The following is a 22,905-nucleotide window of genomic DNA, read 5'->3' on the forward strand; positions in this document are numbered from 1 at the left end:
GAGTCTCAGCGGGCGGGCCGCCTCCCCCCACCCCGGGGGGAGGCGGCCCGCCCGGCCGTCAGACCACCCGGCAGGGGTGGACCGGCACGCTCTGCTCCGGGTCGTCCAGGCAGCGGCCGTCGGTCAGCGAGAAGCGCTGCTTCAGCAGCGGCGAGGCCACGAACGGGGCGCCGCCGGCGGAGCCCAGCAGCCCCCGGGAGAGCACATAGGCGCCGGTGAACGGATCCCGGTTGCCGATCACATGGATCTCCCCGGCGCGGGTCAGGAAGACCGCGGCCTGCCGGCCCTCCGGCAGCAGCACCGCCACCCCGCGGCCGGGCAGCAGATCCGACCGGCGGCAGACCGTCACCCAGCCGCCGTCGGCATACTCCACCTGCACCACCCCGCCCTCCGGGGCGGCGGCCGGATCGTCGTTCCGGGACTGCGGCGCGGCGGACTGTGCCGCAAGCTGTGTCGCGGTGGTCATCAGCGGCTGCTCCCCTCAAGCGTCCGCACCGGAATCTCCGGGCCGGACAGGATCGTCAGGTCGGGCTTCATCTGGTCGCGCTCCGGCACGAAGCGCACGGTCGGGTCCGGGGTGCCGGGCGCGTTCACAAAGGACACGAAGCGGCCCAGCTTCTCCGGGTCGTTGATGGTCTCGGCCCACTCGTCGCGGTAGTTGGCCACATGCGCGGCCATCAGCGCCTCCAGCTCCTCGCAGATGCCGAGCGAGTCGTGCACCACCACGTCCTTGAGGTGGTCCAGCCCGCCCTCCAGCCGCTCCAGCCACACCGAGGTGCGCTCCAGCCGGTCCGCGGTGCGGATGTAGAACATCAGGAAGCGGTCGATCAGCCGGATCAGCTCCGCGTCCGACAGATCCTGCGCCAGCAGGTCCGCGTGGCGCGGGGTGGCGCCGCCGTTGCCGCACACATACAGATTCCAGCCGGAGGCGGTGGCGATCACCCCGAAGTCCTTGCCCTGCGCCTCCGCGCACTCCCGGGCGCAGCCGGACACCGCCGACTTCAGCTTGTGCGGCGAGCGCAGACCCCGGTAGCGCAGCTCCAGATCGATCGCCATCCGGACGCTGTCCTGCACCCCGTAGCGGCACCAGGTGGAGCCCACACAGGACTTCACGGTGCGCAGCGCCTTGCCGTAGGCGTGGCCCGACTCGAAGCCCGCCTCCACCAGCCGCGCCCAGATCTGCGGCAGCTGGTCCACCCGGGCGCCGAACAGGTCGATCCGCTGGCCGCCGGTGATCTTGGTGTACAGGCCGAAGTCCCGTGCCACCTCGCCGATCACGATCAGCTTCTCCGGGGTGATCTCCCCGCCCGGGATGCGCGGCACCACCGAGTAGGAGCCGTTGCGCTGCATATTGGCCAGGAAGTGGTCATTGGTGTCCTGGAGCGCGGCCTGCGCGTCGTCCAGCACATAGCCGTCCGCGCCGATCGCCGGGGCGAGCGAGGCGAAGATCGAGGCCACCGCCGGCTTGCAGATCTCGCAGCCGTCGCCGCCGCGCGCCTCCTGGCGCCCGTGTCCGTCGAGCACCTGCTCGAAGGTGTTCAGCCGCAGCGCCAGAATGATCTCGTACAGCTCCTGCCGGGTGTGCCCGAAGCAGCCGCACAGCCCCTTGTCCACGGTGATGCCCTGGGCCTCCAGCTCGGCGTTGACCAGCTGGCCCAGCACCTTCACGCAGCTTCCGCAGCCGGAACCGGCCTTGGTGCACGTCTTCACCTCCGGCACCGAGGTGCACTGGTGGTCGGTGACCGCGGCCCGGATCGCGCCCTTGGTGACGTTGTGGCAGTTGCAGATCACCGCCTCGTCCGGCAGCGCCGCCGGGCCGAGCGCCGGGGCCGGGGAGAGCCCGGCCGGCAGCACCAGCTGCTCGGGCGCCACCGGCGGCACCGAGCCGGTCAGCGGACGCAGCAGGCCGTAGGACTCGGCGTCGCCGACCAGCACCCCGCCCAGCAGGGTGCCGTCCTTGGCCATCACCAGCTTCTTGTAGACGCCCGCCCGGGAGTCGGAGTAGACCACGTCCAGGCAGTCCTCGGCGGTGCCGTGCGCGTCGCCGAACGAGGCCACGTCCACGCCCAGCAGCTTCAGCTTGGTGGAGGTGTCGGCGCCGGTGAAGGTGGCGCCCGCGCCGGTGGTGCCGGCCGCGGCGATGGCGTCCGCGGCCACCGCCGCCATGTCGTAGCCCGGCGCCACCAGGCCGTAGACCATGCCGTCCACCGTCTTGGCGCACTCGCCGATGGCGAACACGTCCGGGTCCGAGGTGCGGCACTGCTCGTCCACCATGATGCCGCCGCGCTCGCCCACCGCCAGCCCGCACTCCCGGGCCAGCTGGTCGCGCGGCCGGACGCCGGCCGAGAAGATCACCATGTCGGTGTCGATGGAGCTGCCGTCGGAGAGGTGGATGCGCCGCACCGTGCCGTCCTCGGCGGTGCTGATCTCCTGGCCGCCCACCCCGGTGTGCACCAGCAGGCCCATGGACTCGATGGTGCGGCGCAGCGCCGACCCGCCGCCCTCGTCCACCTGGATCGCCATCAGCCGCGGCTGGAACTCCACGATGTGCGTGGTCAGGCCCATCTTGTTGAGCGCGCCCGCGGCCTCCAGGCCCAGCAGGCCGCCGCCCACCACCACACCGGTGGTGGCCCGGCCCGCCCAGTCCTCGATCGCCTTCAGATCCTCGATGGTGCGGTAGACGAAGCAGCCGGGGCTGTCCTTGCCCGGCACCGGCGGGACGAACGGGTAGGAGCCGGTGGCCAGCACCAGCGTGTCGTAGCGGATCACCCGGCCCTGCCGGGAGGTGACGGTGCGCGCCTCGCGGTCCACCGCCACCGCCGGGTCGTCCAGATGCAGCTCGATGCCGTGCCGTGCCAGGAAGTCCCCCTCCACCATGGACAGCTCCTCGGGGGAGGTGCCGGAGAAGTAGGAGGTGAGCTGCACCCGGTCATAGGCCGGCCGGGGCTCCTCGCACAGCACCACCACCCGGGTGTCCTCGGTGACCCCGCGCGCGGCCAGCTCCTCCAGGAAGCGCTGGCCGACCATGCCGTGGCCGATCAGCACCAGAGTCCTGGCGGGCGTCCCATCGGTCCGCTTGTCGCTGCCGGTGATATCCGTGGCGGCCATCAGTACCCTCCGTCATGGGTGAGCAGGTGCAGCAGGGGAGAGGAGGGGAGCGGCTCGTCGCCCTCCCAGGTCCGGGCGAGCACGCCGACACTGCCGAGATCGCCGAGCAGGATGCCGCCCTTGAGGCGGTCGCCGCGGACGACGAGCTTCCGGTACGCCCCGCGGGTGGCGTCCGCGAGATGCACCACGTCGTCCCCGGGCTCCGGGACGGTGTCGCCGAACGCGGCCAGATCCAGCGGCGCCGGAGCCGGACCCGCGGGCGATTCCGCGAGAGTGAGACGGGTCAGGGCGCGGGTCCCGGTGTAACGGGCGGCGGGGGAGCCCGGGCCGCTGCCGTTACCGCTGCCGTCGCCGTGCCGGCCGTCCGCGTCCTCGGCCAGCACCCGGGCCAGCACATCGGCCTGTTCCTGCGCGGCGCCGGCCAGGCCGTACAGCACCCCGGCGTGCTCCGCACAGTCCCCGATGGCATGGATGCGGGGGTCGGCGGTGCGCAGCCGGTCGTCGACCACGATGCCGCGGCGCACCTCCAGGCCGGCCGCCTGGGCCAGGCCCACCCGGGGCCGCACCCCGCAGGCCAGCACCACCAGATCGGCCTCCAGCCGGTAGCCGTCGGCCAGCTCCACCGCCCGCACCGGGCGGCCCGGCCCGTCACCGGCCAGTACCGCGCGCACCTGGCACTCGGTGTGCACCTCCACGCCCCGCTCGCCCAGATGCCGGCGGAGCAGGGCCGAGGCGGCGGCGTCGAGTTGACGCTCCATCAGCTGCTCGCCGCGCTGGGCCAGCACCACCTGGGCACCGCGGTGCGCCAGCGCCCGGGCGGCGGAGACGCCCAGCAGCCCGCCGCCGATCACCACCGCCCGGGTGCCGGGCCGGACAGCCGCGCCGAGCGCCAGGCTGTCGTCCATGGTCCGGAAGGGATGCACGCCCTCCGGGAGGTCGTGGCCCTCCGGCTCGAACAGGCCGCGCAGCGGCGGCAGCACCGGATTGGAGCCGGTGGCCAGCACCAGCACGTCGTAGCCGGCCAGGGAACCGTCGTCGCATACGACCCGGCGCTCCGCGCGGTCCACCCGGACCACGCGCACCCCGCTCCGCCAGGTGACGCCGGCCGGCGGGCCGGGCAGCGCGATCACCTCGGCCGGGTACTGGCCGGCCAGCACCTCGGCCAGCAGCACCCGGTTGTAGGCGGGATGCGGTTCCTCGCCGATGACGGTCACCGAGAACCCGGCCCGCGCCGCCAACTGCTGCGCAAGCCGGGCTCCCGCCATCCCACCACCGGCGATCACCACGCGGGTCTCGGAGCTCATGATCCGAGGTTGCGGCGCGGTCGTTACCCGGCGGCATCACCGCTGTTTCCCTGAAGCAACGCTGCCCTCAGCGGGTGGCCGCTACCGGTGTGAGTCCCCAAAGGCCCAGTACAGGCGGCTTGTCATCACTCCCGGCGGGCCGCCCGCGTGAGCGGTCTCACCCCGCCGTGCCGCCCTGACCGGGCGTTTCCCCGGCGTCGGCCGGCTCCCAGGCGCCCTGGGCCGCCGCCTGCCGCACATACTCGGCGAAATCCCTGGCCGGCCGGCCCAGCAGCGCCGGCACCGTGTCGGTGGGCCGGGCATTGCGCCCGTCCAGGGTCTCGTCGATCACCGCGCCCAGCATCCGGGTGAACTCCTCGGGCCAGCCCTGCCCGGCCAGGAGCTCCAGGTACTCGGCCGTGGAGACGGCAACATACCGGAACTCGCGCCCGGTGGCGGCCGAAATCTCCTTCATCGCCTCCCCATAGGTGAGCGACCGCGGCCCGGTCAGCTCGTGCACCCGCCCCGCGAACCGCGGGTCCCCCGCCTGCGCGGTGAGCGCCGCGACCGCCACCTCCGCCAGATCCTCCAGGTCCAGGAAGGGGCTCGGCGTCTGTCCGTCCTCCCCGCCCGGGAAGGTGAAGGTGCCCGCCGCCCGGATCTCCTCGGCGAAGAACTCCTCGGAGAGATTCTGCGAGAACCAGTCGCCCCGCAGGGTCACCCACTCCGTCGATGTGCCCTCCACGGCCTCCCGGACGGCCCGCTCCGCCGGACCGGCCGTCCGGGTCATCCCCCGCCCGGACAGCAGCACCACCCGCCGCACCCCGAGCTCCGAGGCCCGGCGGGCGAACGCCCCCAGATCCGCCGCCGCGCTCGGCATCGAGATGTCCGGCGCATACGCCAGATAGGCCGCCCCCACGTCTTGGAGCGCCGCGTCCCAGGTGCTCCGGTCCGACCAGTCGAACGGCGTGGCCGCGTTCCTGGACACCGCCCGCACCGGCACCCCGGCCTCCCGCAGCCGGGCCGCCACCCGCCGCCCGGTCTTCCCCGTCCCCCCGGTGACCAGCACCGTCTTCTGCCCGCTCTGCCCGCTCTGCCCGCTCTGCCCGCTCTGCGGGTTCTCTGCCGAGTTCGTCATGCCTTCAGTCCACCGCGAACTGCTGAGAGCTTCCATAGCCGATCCGCTCTCCCGCATACGTGAGCGTCCATCCGCGCTACGCTGTCGGGCGTGGACCCTCTCGCCGAGCTGCTGGCCGGGCCGTGCGCGCAGGACGCCTTTCTGCTGCGGATCGCCATGGCCCCGCCCTGGTCCGTGGACATCCGGGACCGCGCCCCGCTGAGCCTGATGTGCCATCTCTCCGGACCGGCCTGCATCGTCCCCGAGGCCGGGGACCCGGTGTGGCTGGCCCCCGGCGATGTCGCCGTCGCCCGCGGCCCGGACCGCTACCTGGTCGCGGACCGGCCGGACCGCCCTCCGCAGATCGTCTGCCATCCGGGACAGCGCTGCACCACGGTGGACGGAGTCCCGCTCAGCGAGGAGCTGATGCTCGGCGTCCGCACCTGGGGCACGGCCGGGAACCTCACCGACGGCATCTCGACGATGCTGATCGGCACCTATGAGTCGGCCGGCGCGGCCGGGAGGCGGCTGCTGCGCGCCCTGCCCCCGCTGCTGGTGCTGCGCGCCGCCGATTGGGACAGCCCGCTCGTCGGCCTGCTCGGCGCGGAGATCACCAAGGACGGCCCCGCCCAGAGCCTGGTGCTGGACCGGCTGCTCGACCTGCTGCTGGTCGCGGTGCTGCGCGAATGGTTCGCCCGCCCGGCCCGCTCCCCGACCTGGTTCAGCGCGCACGGCGACCCGGTGGTGGGCCATGCCCTCCGTCTCCTGCACAGCCACCCGGCGCACCCGTGGGCGGTGGCCGAGCTCGCCACCCGCGCGGGCGTCTCCCGGGCCGCCCTGGCCCGCCGCTTCACCGAACTGGTCGGCGAGCCGCCCATGGCCTACCTCACCGGCTGGCGGCTGGACCTGGCCGCCGACCTGCTCCGCGACCCCGACGCCACCCTCACCGCCGTCGCCCGCAAGGTCGGCTACGGCAGCGGCTTCGCCCTCTCCGCCGCCTTCAAACGCGAACGCGGCATCACCCCCCGCGACTACCGCCGCACCACCGCCACCGCCCCGGCCTGAACCGCCCGCCCGGCCGGCCCGGGGCAACGTCCACCGGTGGCCGCTCAGTGGCTTTCGGCGGCGCAGTTGCGGCATTTGATCCAGCCGTTGGGGAGGTGGTAGGTGCCGGCCGCGCCGCAGACGGGACAGTCCGGGCCGGCGCGGACCTCCTCCCACTCGCTCCAGTCCCTCGGGGTGAGCGCGGCCGGACGCACCCAGTGGAGGGTGACCTGCCCGTCCGGGCCGAGCTTGGGGACATACCGGGCCTGGCTCGGGGGATGGGCGTCGGCCGGGGCCCAGCCGCCCTCGCCGGCGCCGCCGTCCCCGGGGACGAAGAGATGGTGCCGGTCGGCGGCCGAGCCGACCGGGACCTTCCAGCCCTCCCTCGGCCCGCCGAAGCAGGAGACGGCCCGGGACTCGTGCAGCGCGCGCAGACTGCGGCCGGACACCCCGTGCAGCAGCCAGTCGGCGGCGTCCGGCGCCGGTTCCCCGCCGGGACCGGCCGGCGGCGCCTCCGGCGCCGTGCCGGCCGCCCGGACCAGGGCTTCCAGCAGGCCGGGACCGGTGAACAGGCGGCTGCCGTCGTGCAGCCAGAACAGGTGCCCGGCACTCCCGTCGCCGCCCTCGCGCCGGGTGCGCCAGAGCACTTGGCCGCGGCTCGCCGGGTCCTCGGCGATCCACTCGCCCACGGCCGAGTACCTCGGATCGCGCTGCACGGTGATCTTGAGGAGGGTGCCCGGGGGCAGCCGGTCCTCCTCCAGGAGCCCCTGGAGCGGAGGGAGCCCTCCGGCCCGGGGACGTGGTGGTGCTTCCGTCATCTTCTCCGCCTGTCCGCCTCGCTCACGTCGGCTCACGCTGACTGCGCCGCGCGGCGAGTATGCCGTCCGGGCCGCGCCCGGGGGCCGGGAGTCGTGGAGCTGTCATTCGAACGGGCGAGCGCGTTCGAGGCAGGGGGCGGATGTGTTTGAGAATGCAGCCGGCCGGGCGGGTTCGGACCGGGGCAGGGGGAGGTCAGGCGGCGGCGGTGGCGGCGGCCGGGGCGCCATGGGGATCGCCGCAGCCGGGGGTGGCGGTGACGGCGGTCAGCAGCACCACCGCGTCGTCCAGCGCCCGGAGGGTCTGCCGGAGCTGCGGCAGCCGGGTGAGCTGTCCGGCCTCCAGATCGATGGCACCGTTGCCCTCGGTGGTCACCCGCACCCGGCCGTGCAGCACCTGGAGACTGGCCGCCGGCGGGGCTTCGTGCTCGTCGAGTTCGGCACCGGTGCGCATCGCGATTACGCTCTGCCGCAGCGGTCCGTCGTGCAGGAAGAGATGGGCGCTGCGCCCGCGGTCATCGGTCTGGGCCCGGGCGAGGTGCAGCTCGGCAAGAGCGGTGAGGTCTTCCATGCGTGCCCCTGACGGTGACGGTTCGGCGATCGGGTGGTCCGGCGCTCCACTTCTCATGGTGCCGGAGCCGTGCCGCACCGCAACCGCAACCGCAGCCCGGGGCGGACCGCGCAGCCGGACGGTGAGGGAGAAGTGAGAGCGATGGCGGAGATCGGGGCCGCGCTGGCGGTCATGACCACGACGGACAGCGCCGAGCTGGCCGAGCGGCTGGCGGCCGGGGCGGTGGAACGCAGACTGGCGGCATGCGCCCAGATCAGCGCGCCGGTGACGTCCTGTTACCGCTGGGAGGGCGAAATCCGTACCGACCGGGAGTGGCAGGTGCTGCTGAAGACGACGGACGAGCGCTTCGGCGATCTGGAGCGCTATCTCAAGGAGGCGCACTCCTACGACCTGCCGGAGATCATCGCCTTCCCGGTGGTGCGCGGCAGCGCCGACTATCTGCGCTGGGTGAGCGCCGAGACCACCGCCCCCGCGGGGTAAGGGCCGGCCGGCCCCGACGCACCGGCCCGGGCGGCGACCGGCGGGCCGGAAAACGGGGCCGGTCGGTCCCCGCTTCAACTACCGTTCGGTCCCTGCTCGCGACCCCTCCCGCTGCCCGATGCTGTGACCGTCCGCAGAGCGCGGAAGACGGAGACGGAGCAGGCGAGGAGCCCACCGTGAGGGCACGACTGAGGATTCTGGGGTACGTACTGGCGGCGATCGGCCTCGCCTTCCTGGTGGCCGGCGGGGTCGCCTACGCCAAGGCGCAGGACGGCTACGACTCCCTGCAGGCGTTCAGCGAGGCGCAGAACGTCACCCTGACCTACAACGAGGACGGGCAGCTCGTCGACCGCGGTGCGACCGAGGGCGCCGAGGCGATCCTGAAGCTGCTGAAGGAGGACTGGAAGTACCCGGTCGTGGAGTCCGACCTGGACCCGGACGACCCGCTGGTCAACACCGCGACCGAGTACATGTACCAGATGGCCGCCGTCGGCTACCACGTGCTGCACGGCAGCCAGACCGTGGTGCTGGACGAGGCGGTCGAGTACAACGGTGAGACCTTCCGGCCCGGTGCGTACGAGTTCGCGGTGGACGGCCGCTACTGGACCGGCTTCGACCGGCAGCACCCGATCGAGGGCCCGGCCCGTGAGCTGGCCTGGACCGGGACCGTGCACGGCCTCTTCGGCGAGCTGGGCGTGGGCACCGTGACCCACTCCGCCCTCCAGCTCGCGCTCGCCCTGGCGGGCCTGTTCGCCGGCGTCGGCCTCGCCCTGGCGGTCGCCGGAGGCGGCCTGGTGTGGGCCGGCCGGCACCGCGGCGAGCAGGAGCCCGAGGCGCCCGGCGCGGGCGGCGCCCGGCCGCGGCCGCAGCCGGTGGGCGCCGGGGCGTGACCACGGCGCCGGACCCGGCGCCGGACCCGGTGTGACGGCACGGCCCCGGGTGGGCGGGTGCGGGAGAAGAGCCTTCCCGCACCCGGCTGCCCGGGGCCGCCCCCGGGAGGGCGGCCGGTCCTCAGGCGCGTTCCAGCCGGACGGCGCAGACCTTGAACTCGGGCATCCGGGAGGTCGGGTCCAGCGCCGGATTGGTCAGGGTGTTGGCCCGCCCCTCGCCCGGCCAGTGGAACGGCATGAAGACGGTGTCCTGCCGGATGTCGCGGCTCAGCCGCGCCGGGGCCACGGCCCTGCCGCGCCGCGAGACCACCGCCACCGGCTCCCCCTCGGCGGCGCCCAGCTTCTCCGCCAGCCGGGGGTGGAGCTGGACGAACGGCCCGGGCGCGGCCTCGTTCAGGCTGTCCACCAGGCGGGTCTGGGCACCGGACTGGTACTGGGCCAGCACCCGGCCGGTGGTCAGCAGCAGCGGATACTCCTCGTCCGGCTCCTCGGCCGCCGGGCGGTGGCTGACCGGCAGGAAGCGGGCCCGGCCGTCCGGGGTGGCGAAGCGGTCCAGGAACATCCGGGGCGTGCCAGGGTGGCCGGCCGCCGAGTGGTCGTTGGACGGATCGTCGTTCATCTCGCCCGGGGTACCGGCGCCGGAGACGGTGCCCGGCGCCAGGGAGGGATCGGGGCACGGCCAGAAGACACCGTCCTCCGCCAGGATCCGGCGGTAGGTGATGCCCGAGTAGTCCGCCTTGCCGCCCGCCGAGGCGCGGCGCAGTTCCTCGAAGACCTCCTCCGGATCGGTGGGGAAGCCCTTCTCCCAGCCCATCCGGGCGGCCAGCTCCCGCATCACCCACAGATCGCTGCGGCAGCCCTCGGGCGGCTCCACGGCCTGCTGCCGCAGGATGACCCTGCCCTCCAGATTGGTCATGGTGCCGGTCTCCTCGGCCCACTGGGTGACCGGCAGCACCACATCCGCCAGCCGCGCGCTCTCCGAGAGCACCACATCGCAGACCACCAGGAAGTCCAGCGCCCGCATCCGCTCCTCGACATGCGCGGCGCGCGGCGCCGACACCACCGGGTTGGACGCCATCAGCAGCAGCGCGCGCACCGCGTCCGGCCGCTGTGCCGCCCGGTCCCCGTCCGCGCCGAGCGCGTCCAGCAGTTCGTAGGCGCTGCGGCCGGGCCCCGGCAGGCTGTCCGGCTCCACGCCCCACACCCGGGCCACATGCTCGCGCGCCGCCGCGTCCGCCAGCATCCGGTAGCCGGGCAGCTGGTCCGCCTTCTGGCCGTGTTCCCGCCCGCCCTGGCCGTTGCCCTGCCCGGTCAGGCAGCCGTAGCCGGACAGCGGGCGGCCCGGCCGGCCGGTGGCCAGGCACAGATTGATCCAGGCCGAGACGGTGTCGGTGCCCTTGGCCTGCTGCTCGGGGCCGCGCGCGGTGAGCACCATGGCGTGCTCGGCCTCGCAGAACATCCGTACCGCCGCCCGCAGCTGCGGCAGCGGCACGCCGGTGATCCGCTCCACCAGCTCCGGCCAGTGGGCCATGGCCGCGGCCCGGGCCTGCGGCCAGCCGGTGGTGCGGGCGGCGATGTACGCCTCGTCGGTGCGGCCCTCGGCCACCACCAGGTGCAGCATGCCCAGGGCCAGCGCCAGATCCGTGCCCGGGCGCGGCGTCAGATGCAGATCCGCCTGCTCCGCGGTGCGGGTGCGGCGCGGATCGATGACGATCAGCCTGCCGCCGTTCGCCCGCAGCTCGGTGAAGTAGCGCAGCGCCGGGGGCATGGTCTCGGCGAGATTGGAGCCGACGAGGATGACGCAGCCGGTGCGCGGGATGTCGTCCAGCGGAAACGGCAGGCCGCGGTCCACGCCGAACGCCTTGGTCCCGGCCGCCGCGGCCGATGACATACAGAACCGGCCGTTGTAGTCGATCTGCGAGGTGCCCAGCACCAGCCGGGCGAACTTGCCGAGCGTATACGCCTTCTCGTTGGTCAGACCGCCGCCGCCGAAGACGCCGACCGCGTCCGCGCCCCAGGCGGACCGGGTCGCGGCCAGCCCCTCCGCGACCCGGTCCAGGGCCTCCTCCCAGGAGGCCGGCTCCAGCCTGCCCGAGGCGCGGCGGATCAGGGGCCGGACCAGCCTGACCCGGGAGGAGAGCACGGAGGGGGCGGTGCGGCCCTTGCCGCACAGCGCGCCCTTGTTCACCGGGAAGGCAGAGCGCTCGACGACCAGCAGACCGCCCGGTTCGGCCGGCTCGGGCCGCAGGCCCATGCCGCACTGGAGCGCGCAGTAGGGGCAGTGCGTGTCCGTGGTCCGGGTCCGCCGGGTCTCCCCGGTCTCCCGCGCCGGTGCGTCAGCGTTCATGGCCCCAGCATGCGTCGTCCGTGTTACGGCAGGGGCGACCGGACCGTTACGTCACCGGGGCGGGCAGCTCAGAGCCGGACGGAGCGGGGCGTGAGGGGCGGGGCGGCCATCCGTGACATCCGGGCAACACCACGGCAACGTGCACCTTGCAGGCTGGCAGCATGACCGCCGCCTACACCGGACCGACCCTGGTCGCCGTGGCCCATGGCTCGCCCGATCCCCGGGCGCAGCACACCGTCCGCGCCCTGCTCCGCCGCGTCCGCGCCCTGCGCCCGACGGTGCGGGTGGAGCTGGGCCATCTGGAGACGGACCAGCCGCTGCTGGCCGACACGCTACGCGGGTTGCGCGGCGAGCCGGTGCTGGTGCCGCTGCTGTTCGGCCGCGGATACCACATCAAGCACGACATTCCCGGCGTGCTGGCGGAGGCCGGGCACCACTCGGCCGCCGTGGCCGCCTGTCTGGGCCCGCATCCGCTGCTGGTGGACGCGCTGCACGGCCGGCTGCTCCAGGCCGGCTACCGGGGCGGCCCGGTGGTGCTGGCCGCGGCCGGGTCCCGGGACCCGGAGTCCGCGGCCGGGACCCGCTACACCGCCGGCATGCTGGCCGCCCGGCTCGGCGGGGTGCCGGTCGTCCCGGCCTATGCCTCGGCCGCCGCGCCCACGGTGCCGGAGGCGGTGGCCGGCCTGCGTGCGGCGGGACACCGGGAGATCGCCGTGGCCTCGTGCTTCGCCGCGCCCGGCTACTTCGCGACGCGCTGCGCCGAGGCCGCGCCGGGTGTGGTCTCCGCGCCGCTGGGCGCCCATCCGGCGCTGGCCAGGCTGCTGCTGCACCGCTATGACCAGGCGGTTGCCGCCCGCCGCTCCGCCCTGGTCGCCTGAGCGCCGCGGCCCCCGGCCGCCCCGCGGCGGGCTCCGCCGGACGCGTGATCGTTTCGCCCGGGGACGAACTGACGGTCTATTGTGTGCCGGGTGCCCGCTGAGCTGATCCGGATCGTCTCCCGTTCCTCGCCGATGGCCCTGGCCCAGGTCGAGCGCGTGCGCGCCGAGCTGGCCGCACGGCATCCCGGCATCCGTACCGAGGTGGTGCCGGTGACCACCTCCGGGGACCGCTGGCTGGGAGACCTCTCCAGCCTGGGCGGCAAGGGCGCGTTCACCAAGGAGGTGGACGCGGCACTGCTGGCCGGCGAGGCCGATCTGGCCGTGCACTGCATGAAGGACATCCCCGCCGACCGGCCGCTGCCGGCCGGCACCGTGTTCGCCGCCGTCCTGGAGCGGGACGACATCCGGGACGCCCTGATCCACCCCGGCGGGCGCACCCTGGACGAGCTGCCGCCCGGCACCCGGGTCGGCACCTCCTCGGTCCGGCGGGTCGCGCAGCTCGCCGCCTCCCATCCGCATCTGCGGTGCGTGCCGTTCCGGGGCAACGCCAACCGGCGGCTGGCCAAGCTGGCCGCGGGCGAGGCGGACGCGCTGGTGCTGGCCGTCTCCGGGCTGGAGCGGATCGGTGAGACGGAGCGGATCAGCGAAATCCTCTCCCCGGAGCAGATGTGCCCGCCGATCGGCGCGGGTGTGCTGGCCCTCCAGTGCCGGGAGGACGACACCGAGACCATCGGCGCGGTCTCCGCGCTCGGCCATCCGGACACCCACCGGGAGACGGACGCCGAACGGATGCTGCTGCATGTGCTCCAGGGCCACTGCAACAGCCCGATCGCCGGCTATGCCCGCGCCGAGCGGGACGGCCGGCTGTCGCTGCGCGCCCGGGTGTTCTCGCCGGACGGCAAGACCGTGCTGGACGCCCACGAGTGGGCCGGGCCGCTGGACCCGGCGACGCTGGGCATATCGGTGGCCGTGACCCTGCTGCGGCAGGGCGCCCGCGAGGTCATCGACGCCATCCCGCACTGACGCGCCGTCCCCGGCGCCCGCCGCCGCGGCCGGGCGTCACGGGCCGGGCGGGCGGCGGTCGGGCGGACCGGCGGCGTCGGTCAGCAGGCGCACCGCGTGCGGCTGGTCCAGCCCGGTGGCGCGGAGGATGTCCACGGCCGCCGCGCGCACCTGCCCGACCAGCACGCTGGCGGTCAGCGGACGGTCCTCGGCGAGCAGCTGCGAGGCGGTCTCGGCGGCGCGCAGCGCGGCGGCCCGGGCGCCCTCCCGGGCCTGGGTGCCCTCGCCCTCCACCCGCCGCCGCAGTTCGGTGACGGCCACGGCCAGCGAGTCCAGGGCGGTGACCAGCCGCTGGTCCACGGGCTGTCCGTAGCGGACGGCCACGGCCGTGCCCCGGGCCAGGGCCCGGGCGGTGGCGGCCATCATGTCGAGCCGTTCGCGCACCAGCACCACCGGCAGCCGGGCCTGGGCGGAACGCCGGCGCCGGCCCAGCCGGGCGCTCTCCCGGGCCACCGCCAGCGCCTTGTCCAGCTCGCCGACCCGGGCCTCGACGCGGGCGGACTCGGCCATCATCCGCTCGGCCCGGGCGGGGTCGGAGTGCTCCAGCGCCTCGCTCAGGCCGCGCAGCACCATGGCGAGATGGGCCAGCACCTCGCCGCCCGCCCGGCGCACCGCGCGCCGCGGGTCGGGGGCGGCCAGCGCGCCCAGCGCGAGCGCCACCGCGCCGCCGATCAGCGCGTCACCCATCCGGAACAGCGGGTTGCCGCCCTGCGGTGCCAGCGCCACCACCAGCACGGCGGCCACCGCCGACTGATTGACCAGCACGCTGCTGGTGCCCAGCAGCACGGCCGTGCCCATGGCCAGGCCCACCGCCACGGCCAGTTGCACCGCACCGGCGCCGATGACGCCGATGACATGGACCAGGATGTCGGCCGCGGTCAGGCCCACGGCCACGCCGACGGCCAGTTCCAGCGCCCGCCGGATGCGCTGGCCCGCGGCGATGCCCGCGCACACCACCGCGGCGATCGGCGCGAAGAACGCCTCCTCGGAGCCGAACAGCCGGACGGCGGCGGCATAGGCCAGCCCGGCGGCGAGCGCGGCCAGCAGCACGGAGGGGCCGTAGCGGCGCAGCCGCGCGGCGGCCCGCCGGACGCGGCCACCGACCCGGCGGGCCAGCCGGTAGAGGTGCAGCAGCCGGTACAGGCGCAGCAGCCAGACCCACATCGCCGCGTCACGCCTCCGGGCCCGGCCGGCACCGCATGCCCGCGTCCGGGTCCGTCATCCGCCGCACCTGCCCCATGTCGCCCGTCGTTCCTCCCGTCCGGCCGGCCACCGCCCCCGGTTTCCCCGCCGCGCCCCGGCGAACCCCCGCGGACCCGGGCGGGGAGGCGCGCGGTGCCGGGCGGGCGGCGGGCGGTTAGGGTCGGGTCCATGCCCGGCCGGAGCGATGGCACGCACCACGATCTCTCCCGTCCCGGTGCCGAGGCCCGGCCCGCGGACGGTTACGGGCCGGGGGACACCGAGCGGTGGGACCCGGAGCCCGACAAGCGTCCGGGCCGTACCGCGTTCCAGCGCGACCGGGCGCGGGTGCTGCACTCGGCCGCGCTGCGCCGGCTGGCCGGCAAGACCCAGGTGGTCACCCCGGACCGTCCGGCGCCGCCGCACCCCGCCTGGGACCCCAGCCCGCGCACCCGGCTCACCCACTCGCTGGAGTGCGCCCAGATCGGCCGGGAGATGGGAGCCGCGCTGGGCTGCGACCCGGATCTGGTGGAGACCGCCTGCCTGGCCCACGATCTGGGCCATCCGCCGTTCGGCCACAACGGTGAACGGGTGCTGGCCGCGATCGCCGGCCCCTGCGGCGGCTTCGAGGGCAACGCGCAGTCCCTGCGGCTGCTCACCCGGCTGGAGCCGAAACGGTTCCGCGCCGCCGGGGGGAGCGGCGGCCGGGGCGAGCCGGTCGGTCTCAACCTCAGCCGCGCCGCCCTGGACGCGGCCACCAAGTACCCGTGGCCGAGCGGCGGGGACCCCCAGGATCCGGCCTCCCCGAAATTCGGCGTCTACGAGGACGACCTGCCGGTCTTCCACTGGCTGCGGCGGCCCGCGCCGAAGGCCGTCCGCTGCCTGGAGGCCCAGGTCATGGACTGGGCGGACGATGTGGCGTACTCCGTGCACGATGTCGAGGACGGCCTGCACGCCGGACACCTGGACCCGGCCATGCTGCTCTCCGACACCGAACGCCGCGGTGTGTTCGCCGTGGCGCTGCGCCGCTACACCCCGCCCGGCACCGACGAGGGGGAACTCGCCGCCGCGCTGGACCGCCTGCTGGACCAGGAGTGGTGGCCGCACTCCTACGACGGCACCGCCCTCGCCCAGGCCCGGCTGAAGAACGCCACCAGCCAGCTCATCGGCCGGTTCTGCGTGGCCGCCGAGCGGGCCACCCGGGACCGGCACGGCCCCGGCCCGCTGCAGCGCTACCGCGCCGGCCTGGTGGTGCCGCGCCCGGTCCGGCTGGAGTGCGCGGTGCTCAAGGCGGTCGCCGATGTCGCCGTGATGCAGCGCCCCGAGCAGGAGCGGCTGCGCGCCGCCCAGCGGGAACTGCTCGTCGAACTCGCCGACGCGCTGCTGCGCCGGGCACCCGACGGCCTCGATCCGCAGTACCACGCGCTGTACACGGCGGCGTCCGGCGACCGGGAGGGGCTGCGGGTGGTGGTGGACCAGATCGCCGCGCTCACCGATGCCGCGGCCCGCGCCCTGCATGCCCGGCTGACCGGCCGGCAGCCCTGAACCGCCCCGGGCGCGCGGGATCGCCGCGCGCCCGGGGCCGGGGAACCCCGGCGCCGCCGGGAGCGGGTGCGCCGCCGCACCGCGGACCCGTCGCGGGGCACGGCCGGGCGGCGCGGGCGGGGCACGGCGATGGTGCGCGCCGGGCGCCGGGCGCCGCATCCGTGAATGCACCGGCGCCGGGCCCGCCCCCGAGGCCGTTGTGCGGGTGCACAGCGGCGGCCACCGGCGGTTATGCCGCGGCCCCGAGTTGGCCCGCGGACGGTGGACGGACCCGGGGTGCGGTGGTGCCCTGACGGCACGTCTTGCCTACCGCCGAGTAGTCGGGCCGGGCGCCCCGCACGGGGCCGCCCGCGGACCCGGACACCGGCGCCAGGACGGACAAGGAGGTCGCACGATGCCGCTGCCGCTCGCCCCGGAGAACGGACCGCACCGCGTCCCGTCCGCCGCCGCCGACCGCCCCCGGGACGACCGTGCCCGGGACCCGCACCCCCCGGCCCAGCCCGGCACCCGGCCCGCGGCCCAGCCCGGGACCGGGCCGGCCGCCCGCCGTCCGGGCTCTCCCGCCCCGCGGCCGGCCCCGCCGCTCTCCCCGGCCGTACTGGGCTCCGCCCTGCGCCGGGCCGCCGCCGGCGCCCACGCCCAGGCGCTGCGGGCCCGGCTGCTCACCGAGGCCGCCGGACGGAGCTGGGCGGCCGGGCGGCCGGACCGGGCCCGGGCCATGCTGGAGCGCGCACTGCGCCTGCGGGCCGGTGACGCCGCCCGCGGCCGGGCGATGCTGCTGCTGGGCAGCCTTCAGGCGCAGACCGGGGTGGTGACGGACGCCGCGGAATCGCTGGCCCATGCCGCGCGGCTGCTGCACCGCTGCGAACCGGTGACCGCCCGGGAGGCGGCCTGCCGGGCCACCGAGGCCGCCTGGGCCTCGGGCACCGTCCCCCCGCCGACGCCCGCGTCCCCCGGCACCGGCGGCGCCGATGACTATGTGCTCGGCGTGGCGCTGGCCGCCGAGGGGCGGCTGGAGGCCGCCCTGGAGCCGCTGCGCCGGGAAGTCGCGCGCGGCAGGGCCGGCCGGGACCCGGCCGGTCTGATGCGGGCCGCGGTCGCCGCCGTCATCCTGGGCGAGGTCGCCGAGTCGCGGGTGCTGGCCGCGCACGCCCTGGCCACCGCCCGGCTGCTCGGCATGCGGCTGCTGGAGGCCAATGGCCTGGAACTGCTCGCCTACGCCGAACTCCGCTCCGGCCGGCACGGCGCGGCCCGCACCCACGCCGTGGAGGGGCTGCGCGCCGCCCGCCGCACCGGCCAGCGCAATATGGCCGCCCATCTGCACGCCATCCTGGCGATGGCCGCCGCCATGGACGGCGACCCGGAGACCACCGCCCGGCACGCCGCCGCCACCGCCGGGTACGCCGGTCCGCACGGGCTGCGCGCCGCCGACACCCTGGCCGCCTGGGCCCTGGCCCGCTGCGACCTGGCGCGGGGCCGCTGGGACGAGGCCGCCGCCCGGCTGGAGCCGCTGATCCGGCCCGGTCCCGGCCAGGGCCACCCGGCGCTGCGGATGCTGGCCACCCCCTGCCTGATCGAGGCCGTGGTGCTGTCCGGACGGCCGCGCCGTACCGCCCAGTCCGCGCTGGCCGTCTACTCCCGCTGGGCGGACGTCACCGCCGACCCGCAGGCCCCCGCCCAGCTCGCCCGCTGCCGGGCGCTGCTGGCCGGTCCGGAGGACTCGACCCGGCTGTTCGACCGCGCGCTGGCGGCGCACCGCCGGGCCGACAGCGACTTCGAGCGGTCCCGCACCCAGTTGCTGCACGGCATGCTGCTGCGCCGGCACCGCCGCCCGGGGGCCGCCCGCGCGGCGCTGCGGGACGCCCTGGTCGGTTTCGAGCGGTGCGGTGCCCAGGCGTGGGCGGAGCGGGTGCGGGCCGAGCTGCGGGTCGGCGGCGAGGCGCCGGGGGAGGGGAGCCCGCCCGGGCTCTCCCGGCTGGCCGGGCTGACCCCGCAGCAGCTCCGGATCGCCCGCCATGTGGCGGAGGGGGCCACCAACCGGGAGGTGGCCGCCCGGCTGGCGGTCAGCCCGCGCACCGTGGACCACCATCTGCGGAATGTGTTCTCCACCCTCGGCATCCGGTCCCGGGTGGAGCTGACCCGGCTGCTCACCACCGCGGACGCGCCGCACTGAGCCTGCCGCCGGGTGGCCGTCCACCGGCCGTTCACGAGCCTTCCGCAGCCGTTCGCGGGCCGTGCGGCGGATCGTTTCCGCCGGTTTGCCCGATCGTGATGTGTGACCGTCCGGACACGTGGGGTCAACCGGGCTGCTCAGCGCCGCCAGGGCGGCCGGCGGCTGCGCACGAGCTCCGACATGTCCCGTCGCCGGGGTGGAATCGGGCGGATTCCTGCGCCATGATGCGGTGACCTACCGGTCGGTATGTCAGCCGTCGCGCCGCGCCGTGCACGGCTTCCCGGCCGGTCAGCACCGTAGTCCATTCGCACAGTCCCATTTGTCCCGCCATTGGTGCACGAGCCGCCCGCACCGCCCCGACGAGGTGGAGGTCCGCGATGCAACCACTTGTCCGTACCCGGGAGCGCGCAACCAGACCACCGGCCCTGGCGACCGCCGCCGAACGCTCCGCCCCTCCGGCGCCCGGCCGGGCCGAGCCGGCCCGCCGGCGCGCCGGGACCATGACCCGGACCCAGCCCGTCTCCCCGGCCGCACTCCCGGCCGGCACCGGCCGCAACGCCGAGTCGGTGGCGGTGCTGCGCCGCACCGCCAGGCTGCTGATGCACCGGCTGCCGCAGTTCACCGACCAGGTGGCGGAGCTGATCAACCACCAGGAGCCGGCCTACCGCTCCCCGGCGATGGACTCCGACATGCTCTGGCACGAGGTGCACCGCTCGCTGCGGCACAGCGTCGGCTGCCTGATCAATCCGCAGGAGCTGAGCGACGCGGCCCGCCGCTGCACCTGGCGGATCGGCGCCGACCGGGCCCGTCAGGGACTGCCGCTGGACGCCCTGCTGCACGCCTTCCGGCTGGGCGGCGGCGCGGTCTGGCGCGAACTGCTGGACATCGCCGCCCAGCGCGACCCCGAGTCCATGCGGCTGCTGGTCCATGTGGCCGGCGATGTGTGGAACTTCGTGGACGAGCACTGCTCGATCGCGGCCGAGGCGTACCGGGCCACCGAGCGGGAGATGTCCTGGCGGCGCGAGAACCGGCTGCGGCTGATGACCGAGGCGCTGCTGGAGGGCACCGCCCGGGTCTCCGACCTGCCGGACATCGCCGCCGCCCTGGACATGCCGGAACGCGGCCGGTACGCGGTGGCCGCGGTGGCCGGCCCGCGCCGGGCCGCGCTGCACGGCGGCCCGGGCCAGTCCGCCGGCCTGGTCTGGCACCGCACCGAGACCGCCGACTTCGCCATCGCACCGGTGGCCGAGGGCGGCCCGGGGAAGCTCGCCGAGGAGCTGCGGGCCCGCACCGGCCCCGGGGTCCGGGTCGGCATCAGCCCGGCCGTGGACGGCCTGGCGGCGGTCGGCGAGGCCCGGCAGCTCGCCGAGAAGGCGCTCGCCGCCTGCCCGGCCGACGGCCGGGTGGCGCTGCTGGAGGAGCATCTGGCCGCGGCGCTGGTGGTGTCCTCGCCGGAGCTCGGCTCGGTGCTGACCGACCGGGTGCTGGGGCCGCTGCTGAAGCTGGAGCCGATGGACCGCGATCTGCTGCTGGAGACGCTCACCGCCTGGCTGGAGTGCGACGCCTCGGCACAGCGGGCCGGCGAGCGGCTGTCCTGCCACCGCAACACCGTGCTCAACCGGCTGCGCCGCTACGAGCGGCTGACCGGCCGTTCGCTGGCCAGCCCGCGGGAGACGGCCGAGCTGTCCCTGGCGCTCACCGCCCACCGCATGCTCCGCACGCCCTGACCCGCCCCCGGGCGCCGGCCCGGTGCCTCCGCCCGGTGCGGCGCCCGGCGCCCGCGGCGGAGCCCGCGCCGTGCCGCGCGGCGCCGCGCCGCGGAAAGCGGCGCGGCGGAGCGGCGCCGCCGAACGGGCCCGCCCCGCGGGGATCTTGGTGCTCCGGGGGCCGTCCGCCCCCTTCCCCGGGCAGTGCCCGGTGGGGCACGCTCCAGGAATACCCCGGGAAACAGGGGCTGCCGCGGGGCGAGGAGGCATCGCGTGGACCGTACATACCGGACGTTTGTCATCATCGGTGGAGGACTGGCCGGAGCCAAGGCCGCCGAGACGCTCCGCACGGAGGGCTTCGACGGGCGGGTCATCCTCATCGGCGACGAGCACGACCACCCCTACGAGCGCCCCCCGCTGTCCAAGGGCTATCTCACCGGCAGCACCGACCGGGAGAAGCTGTACGTCCACCGCCCCGCCTGGTACGCGGGCAACCGGGTGGAGCTGCATCTCGGCCAGCCCGCCGTGCACATCGACCGGGCCGCCCGCGAGGTCCGGCTCGGCGACGGCACCCGCGTCCCCTACGACGCCCTGCTGCTGGCCACCGGCGCCGAACCGCGCCGGCTGGGCATCCCCGGCACCGAGCTCGCCGGGGTGCACCATCTGCGCCGGGTGGCGCACGCCGACCATCTGCGCGGTCATCTCACCGGCGGTCACCGCGACGGGGCCCCGCTGGTGATCGCCGGCGCGGGCTGGATCGGCCTGGAGGTCGCCGCCGCGGCCCGCTCGCTGGGCGTCCCGGTCACCGTCGTGGAGCCGGAGCCCGCCCCGCTGTACCGGGTGCTCGGCCCGGAACTGGGCGCCGTCTTCACGGAACTGCACCGTGAGCACGGCGTGGAGTTCCGCTTCGGCACCCGGCTGACCGCCATCGGCGGGGACCGCGGCATGGTCGCCGAGGTGCACACCGCGGACGGCGGACGGCTGCCGGCCCGCGCCGTGCTGGCCGCGGTCGGCGCGGCCCCGCGCACCGCGCTGGCCGCCGCCGCCGGACTGGAGATCGCCGAGGGCGGCGGCATCGCCGTGGACGCCGCGCTGCGCACCAGCGACCCGCGGATCTTCGCCGCCGGCGATGTCGCCGCCCCGGCACTGCCGGCCGGCGGCGGCAACGGGAGCCCGGGAAAGCGGCGCCGGGTGGACCACTGGGCCAACGCACTGCACTCCGGACCGGCCGCGGCCCGCGCCATGCTCGGCCGCGACGAGCCCTTCGACCGGGTGCCGTACTTCTTCTCCGACCAGTACGACGTGGGCCTGGAGTACTCCGGCTGGGCGCCGCCCGGCGACTACGACAAGGTGGTCTACCGCGGCGACGCGGGCAAGCGCTGCTTCCTGGCCTTCTGGCTGGCTGCGGACGGCCGGGTGCTGGCCGGCCTGAACGCCAACATCTGGGAGGTGGCCGGGACCGTCCAGGCACTGATCCGCTCCGGCCGCCCGGTGGACCCGGCCCGGCTCGGCGATCCGCACACCGACCTCGCCTCGCTCGTCCCCGGCGCCTGACCCGCACTACGCTGAAGACCGGGACGCACGCGGGGACGCGCGGGGGACACCGACCCGGAGGGAGACCCCAGGTGCAGCCAGAACAGCCCGTGCAGCCGGAACAGCCGGCGCCGTCCGGACGCCGGGAGACCGTCGGCGAGGAGACGGCGCGCTCCCTGGTCCGGGCCGCGACCGCCGCTCCCTCCATGCACAACGCCCAGCCCTGGCGGTTCCGCCTGCTCCGGGCGAGCGGCACCATCGAGCTCCGGGCCGACCTCGGCCGGGTGCTGCCGCACACCGACCCCACCGGCCGGGGGCTGCACATCGGCTGCGGCGCGGCCGTGTTCAACCTCCGGGTGGCCGCGGCCGGGGCCGGCTGGGACGCCTCGGTCCGGCTGCTGCCCGCCCCCGAGGACCCGCGGCTGCTGGCCACCATCGGCCTGGACCGCGCCGCCCCCGCGCCCGGCCCCGGCCGGCCGCGGCCGCGGCCCGCCCCGGCCGGGCACGAGGACCCGGCCGGGCTGATCCCGCTCGGCTCCGCGGTCTTCCGCCGCCACACCAACCGCTTCCCGTTCCGCGACGAGCCGGTGCACCAGGTGCTGCGCGCCCAGCTTGCCGATGCCGCCGCCCGCGAGGGCGCACAGCTCGTCTTTCCCGACGACTGGCACACCCGGAACGTGCTGGAACTCACCCGGGACGCCGAGGGCCGGGACGCCGCCGACCCCGGCCGGCTGAAGGACCTGGACCGCTGGACCCGCACCGGGGACGCGGCCGGAGCCGCGGTGGACGGCGTGCCGGAGTACGCCTTCGGCCCGCGGCAGCGCGACGGCCACCGGGTGATCCGCGACTTCGCCGGCCGCGGCCCCGACCGGGAGGCCGCCGGCTTCGAGGCGGCCCCGCAGCTCGCCCTGCTCGGCACCACCGAGGACCGCCCCTTCGACTGGCTGCGCGCGGGCGAGGCCCTGGAGCGGGTGCTGCTCACCGCCACCCTGCGCGGTCTGTCGGTCTCCCTGACCTCCCAGGCCCTGGAGTGGGAGGACCTGCGCCCGCCGGTGCGCGATCCGGTCGGCGGGGCGGGCTTTGTGCAGATGGTGCTGCGCATCGGCTACGGCCCCGGCATTCCGGCCACCCCGCGCCGGCCGGTGGACGAGGTGCTGGAGATCGTCTGAGCCCG

18 protein-coding genes are annotated in these 22,905 nt (G+C 75.8%); 10 read left to right on the forward strand and 8 right to left on the reverse strand.

Going from position 1 to position 22,905, the window contains the following annotated elements; all coding sequences use genetic code 11:
- Window positions 1–58 precede the first annotated feature (58 nt).
- The 4 genes from nirD to BM242_RS04240 all read right to left on the reverse strand — a co-directional run bounded on the left by nirD (window position 59) and on the right by BM242_RS04240 (window position 5,529).
- On the reverse strand, window positions 59–466 hold the full coding sequence (gene nirD, locus BM242_RS04225; protein WP_093837184.1) for a nitrite reductase small subunit NirD: 408 nt from the start codon (window positions 464–466) through the stop codon (window positions 59–61).
- Window positions 466–3,108, reverse strand: a complete 2,643-nt coding sequence (gene nirB / locus BM242_RS04230) for a nitrite reductase large subunit NirB (protein ID WP_093837185.1) — start codon at window positions 3,106–3,108, stop codon at window positions 466–468. The genes nirD and nirB overlap by 1 nt, the downstream gene beginning before the upstream one ends.
- Window positions 3,108–4,412 (reverse strand): NAD(P)/FAD-dependent oxidoreductase, encoded by a 1,305-nt coding sequence (locus tag BM242_RS04235; RefSeq protein ID WP_093837186.1) that lies wholly within the window; start codon window positions 4,410–4,412, stop codon window positions 3,108–3,110. The genes nirB and BM242_RS04235 overlap by 1 nt, the downstream gene beginning before the upstream one ends.
- Window positions 4,413–4,569: 157 nt before the next feature.
- Window positions 4,570–5,529, reverse strand: a complete 960-nt coding sequence (locus BM242_RS04240) for an NAD-dependent epimerase/dehydratase family protein (protein ID WP_093837187.1) — start codon at window positions 5,527–5,529, stop codon at window positions 4,570–4,572.
- 90 nt (window positions 5,530–5,619) lie between these two features.
- Here BM242_RS04240 and BM242_RS04245 point away from each other — a divergent pair, with 90 nt between their 5' ends.
- Complete coding sequence (locus BM242_RS04245; RefSeq protein ID WP_093837188.1) at window positions 5,620–6,573, forward strand: AraC family transcriptional regulator; 954 nt, start codon at window positions 5,620–5,622, stop codon at window positions 6,571–6,573.
- Between the two features lie 44 nt (window positions 6,574–6,617).
- On the opposite strand, the gene BM242_RS04250 is transcribed toward BM242_RS04245, so the two are convergent.
- Window positions 6,618–7,370 (reverse strand): hypothetical protein, encoded by a 753-nt coding sequence (locus BM242_RS04250; RefSeq protein WP_093837189.1) that lies wholly within the window; start codon window positions 7,368–7,370, stop codon window positions 6,618–6,620.
- A 193-nt stretch (window positions 7,371–7,563) separates the two neighbouring features.
- Entirely contained in the window at window positions 7,564–7,938 is a 375-nt protein-coding gene (locus BM242_RS04255) for a cupin domain-containing protein (protein WP_093837190.1), read from the reverse strand.
- A 141-nt stretch (window positions 7,939–8,079) separates the two neighbouring features.
- On the opposite strand from BM242_RS04255, the gene cutA reads away from it, so the two are divergent.
- The gene (cutA, locus tag BM242_RS04260; RefSeq protein ID WP_093837191.1) at window positions 8,080–8,418 is read left to right on the forward strand and encodes a divalent-cation tolerance protein CutA; all 339 of its coding nucleotides are present in this window, start codon (window positions 8,080–8,082) and stop codon (window positions 8,416–8,418) included.
- Window positions 8,419–8,594: 176 nt separating this feature from the next.
- Window positions 8,595–9,308: a hypothetical protein gene (locus BM242_RS04265; RefSeq protein ID WP_093837192.1), complete on the forward strand. Its 714-nt coding sequence runs from the start codon at window positions 8,595–8,597 to the stop codon at window positions 9,306–9,308.
- Window positions 9,309–9,429: 121 nt separating this feature from the next.
- Here the strand turns inward: BM242_RS04265 and BM242_RS04270 are convergent, their stop codons facing one another.
- On the reverse strand, window positions 9,430–11,655 hold the full coding sequence (locus tag BM242_RS04270) for a molybdopterin oxidoreductase family protein (protein ID WP_093837193.1): 2,226 nt from the start codon (window positions 11,653–11,655) through the stop codon (window positions 9,430–9,432).
- Between the two features lie 161 nt (window positions 11,656–11,816).
- Between BM242_RS04270 and BM242_RS04275 the strand changes: the two genes are divergently transcribed.
- Both BM242_RS04275 and hemC read left to right on the forward strand, forming a co-directional pair.
- Window positions 11,817–12,533, forward strand: a complete 717-nt coding sequence (locus BM242_RS04275; RefSeq protein WP_093837194.1) for a sirohydrochlorin chelatase — start codon at window positions 11,817–11,819, stop codon at window positions 12,531–12,533.
- Window positions 12,534–12,623: 90 nt separating this feature from the next.
- A complete protein-coding gene (hemC, locus tag BM242_RS04280) occupies window positions 12,624–13,556 on the forward strand; it encodes a hydroxymethylbilane synthase (RefSeq protein ID WP_281254657.1) in 933 nt (310 codons plus the stop codon).
- A 36-nt stretch (window positions 13,557–13,592) separates the two neighbouring features.
- Here hemC and BM242_RS04285 read toward each other — a convergent pair whose 3' ends face one another.
- A complete protein-coding gene (locus BM242_RS04285) occupies window positions 13,593–14,759 on the reverse strand; it encodes an FUSC family protein (protein ID WP_093837196.1) in 1,167 nt (388 codons plus the stop codon).
- Window positions 14,760–14,966: 207 nt separating this feature from the next.
- On the opposite strand from BM242_RS04285, the gene BM242_RS04290 reads away from it, so the two are divergent.
- From BM242_RS04290 to BM242_RS04310, 5 genes are all read left to right on the forward strand, one after another.
- Window positions 14,967–16,319, forward strand: coding sequence for a deoxyguanosinetriphosphate triphosphohydrolase (locus BM242_RS04290; protein ID WP_093837197.1), 1,353 nt, complete (start codon window positions 14,967–14,969; stop codon window positions 16,317–16,319).
- 394 nt (window positions 16,320–16,713) lie between these two features.
- Entirely contained in the window at window positions 16,714–18,492 is a 1,779-nt protein-coding gene (locus BM242_RS04295) for a LuxR family transcriptional regulator (protein ID WP_093837198.1), read from the forward strand.
- A gap of 500 nt (window positions 18,493–18,992) precedes the next feature.
- On the forward strand, window positions 18,993–20,219 hold the full coding sequence (locus BM242_RS04300) for a PucR family transcriptional regulator (protein ID WP_093837348.1): 1,227 nt from the start codon (window positions 18,993–18,995) through the stop codon (window positions 20,217–20,219).
- Between the two features lie 252 nt (window positions 20,220–20,471).
- Window positions 20,472–21,752 carry an NAD(P)/FAD-dependent oxidoreductase gene (locus BM242_RS04305; protein ID WP_093837199.1) on the forward strand — a complete coding sequence of 427 codons (1,281 nt, stop codon included), beginning with the start codon at window positions 20,472–20,474 and terminating at the stop codon, window positions 21,750–21,752.
- A gap of 89 nt (window positions 21,753–21,841) precedes the next feature.
- Window positions 21,842–22,900 carry an Acg family FMN-binding oxidoreductase gene (locus tag BM242_RS04310; RefSeq protein WP_425443808.1) on the forward strand — a complete coding sequence of 353 codons (1,059 nt, stop codon included), beginning with the start codon at window positions 21,842–21,844 and terminating at the stop codon, window positions 22,898–22,900.
- Window positions 22,901–22,905 lie beyond the last annotated feature (5 nt).

Origin of the sequence: Streptomyces aidingensis, assembly GCF_900112355.1 — a bacterium.
Taxonomy (GTDB): Bacteria; Actinomycetota; Actinomycetes; order Streptomycetales; family Streptomycetaceae; genus Streptomyces; species Streptomyces aidingensis.

What these genes read in the sequence shown, in the direction of transcription:
- nirD (WP_093837184.1), bottom strand. Translation starts at nt 466, where the DNA reads ATGACCACCGCGACACAGCTTGCGGCACAGTCCGCCGCGCCGCAGTCC.
- nirB (WP_093837185.1), bottom strand. Translation starts at nt 3,108, where the DNA reads ATGGCCGCCACGGATATCACCGGCAGCGACAAGCGGACCGATGGGACG.
- BM242_RS04235 (WP_093837186.1), bottom strand. Translation starts at nt 4,412, where the DNA reads ATGAGCTCCGAGACCCGCGTGGTGATCGCCGGTGGTGGGATGGCGGGA.
- BM242_RS04240 (WP_093837187.1), bottom strand. Translation starts at nt 5,529, where the DNA reads ATGACGAACTCGGCAGAGAACCCGCAGAGCGGGCAGAGCGGGCAGAGC.
- BM242_RS04250 (WP_093837189.1), bottom strand. Translation starts at nt 7,370, where the DNA reads ATGACGGAAGCACCACCACGTCCCCGGGCCGGAGGGCTCCCTCCGCTC.
- BM242_RS04255 (WP_093837190.1), bottom strand. Translation starts at nt 7,938, where the DNA reads ATGGAAGACCTCACCGCTCTTGCCGAGCTGCACCTCGCCCGGGCCCAG.
- cutA (WP_093837191.1), top strand. Translation starts at nt 8,080, where the DNA reads ATGGCGGAGATCGGGGCCGCGCTGGCGGTCATGACCACGACGGACAGC.
- BM242_RS04270 (WP_093837193.1), bottom strand. Translation starts at nt 11,655, where the DNA reads ATGAACGCTGACGCACCGGCGCGGGAGACCGGGGAGACCCGGCGGACC.
- BM242_RS04275 (WP_093837194.1), top strand. Translation starts at nt 11,817, where the DNA reads ATGACCGCCGCCTACACCGGACCGACCCTGGTCGCCGTGGCCCATGGC.
- BM242_RS04285 (WP_093837196.1), bottom strand. Translation starts at nt 14,759, where the DNA reads ATGTGGGTCTGGCTGCTGCGCCTGTACCGGCTGCTGCACCTCTACCGG.
- BM242_RS04290 (WP_093837197.1), top strand. Translation starts at nt 14,967, where the DNA reads ATGCCCGGCCGGAGCGATGGCACGCACCACGATCTCTCCCGTCCCGGT.
- BM242_RS04295 (WP_093837198.1), top strand. Translation starts at nt 16,714, where the DNA reads ATGCCGCTGCCGCTCGCCCCGGAGAACGGACCGCACCGCGTCCCGTCC.
- BM242_RS04300 (WP_093837348.1), top strand. Translation starts at nt 18,993, where the DNA reads ATGACCCGGACCCAGCCCGTCTCCCCGGCCGCACTCCCGGCCGGCACC.